Origin of the sequence: Mesorhizobium sp. M2A.F.Ca.ET.067.02.1.1 (assembly GCF_004023285.1) — a bacterium.
Classification (GTDB): Bacteria; Pseudomonadota; Alphaproteobacteria; order Rhizobiales; family Rhizobiaceae; genus Mesorhizobium.
On the sequence record NZ_RZSB01001172.1, the window covers coordinates 1 to 1,142 of the forward strand.

Annotated in this window: 2 protein-coding genes and 1 pseudogene; all 3 read left to right on the forward strand. The window is 66.9% G+C overall.

Translation table 11 applies throughout. The features are described from left to right. A partial coding sequence (locus EOA28_RS36475) for an urease accessory protein UreD (RefSeq protein ID WP_189342399.1) occupies positions 1-521 on the forward strand: 521 nt, incomplete at its 5' end. Between the two features lie 21 nt (positions 522-542). Further along, a complete protein-coding gene (locus tag EOA28_RS36480) occupies positions 543-845 on the forward strand; it encodes an urease subunit gamma (RefSeq protein WP_041003069.1) in 303 nt (100 codons plus the stop codon). A 28-nt stretch (positions 846-873) separates the two neighbouring features. Further along, positions 874-1,127: pseudogene (locus EOA28_RS36485) on the forward strand (DUF1272 domain-containing protein). The last annotated feature ends 15 nt before the right edge of the window (positions 1,128-1,142 follow it).

Sequence of the window (1,142 nt, forward strand, 5' to 3'; positions counted from 1 at the left end):
GGCCGGGCGGGCGCCTCGCCTGGCTGCCGCAGGAAACCATCGTTTTCGACCGCGCCGCCTTCGCCCGCACGCTGGATGTCGATCTCGCGGAGGACGCCGAGGCGCTGGTGCTCGAAGCCACGCTGTTCGGCCGGCTGGCGATGGGCGAGCGGACGGTTCGAGGCAGCTTCCACGACCGTTGGCGGGTCCGCCGGTGCGGCGCGCTGATCCATGCGGAGGATTTCCGCGTCGGGCCGGATATCGCGGCAACGTTGCGGCGGCCGGCGGCGACCGGCGGCGCGCTTGCCATCGCGACGCTGCTGCTCGTTTCGCCGCAAGCGGAAAGCCTGCTCGAGGCGGCCCGCGCCATTATCGGCGACTCTGCCGCCGGCGGCGGCGCCAGCTTCTGGAGTGTCGGCCGATCTGGCAAGCTTCTTGCGAGGCTCACCGCCGGCGACGGCTACCAGCTCCGCAAGCGGTTGGTTCCACTCGTCGAACTGCTCAATGGACGGGCGGGCCTGCCTAAATTGTGGTCACTCTGATCTGAAATACCAGGACATTGCATGAATCTTACGCCGCGTGAAAAAGACAAGCTGCTCATCGCCATGGCGGCGATGGTGGCGCGCAAGCGCCTGGAGCGCGGCGTCAAGCTCAACCATCCCGAAGCCATCGCCCTGATCACCGACTTCGTCGTCGAAGGCGCCCGCGACGGCCGTCCCGTCGCGGAACTTATGGAGGCCGGCGCCCACGTCGTCACCCGCGCCCAGGTCATGGACGGCATCGCCGAGATGATCCACGACGTCCAGGTCGAGGCGACGTTTCCCGACGGCACCAAGCTGGTGACCGTGCACGAGCCGATCAGGTAAAGCGCCGATCCGGTGAGGAGGAAGACCGATGCTGGAGCTTAGGCCAAATTGCGAATGCTGCGACAAGGATCTGCCGCCGGAGGCCACGGATGCGCTGATATGCACCTTCGAATGCACCTTCTGCGCCGACTGCGTGGACAATGTGCTGGGTGGTGCCTGCCCGAATTGCGGCGGCAATTTCGCGCCGCGGCCGATCCGGCCGGCAGGCAAGCTGACGAATATCCGCCGTCGACCAGGCGCGTGCTCAAGGCCGAAGGCTGCGGCCCGCGCAAGGCCGCTTAACCAGGTCAATTGGAA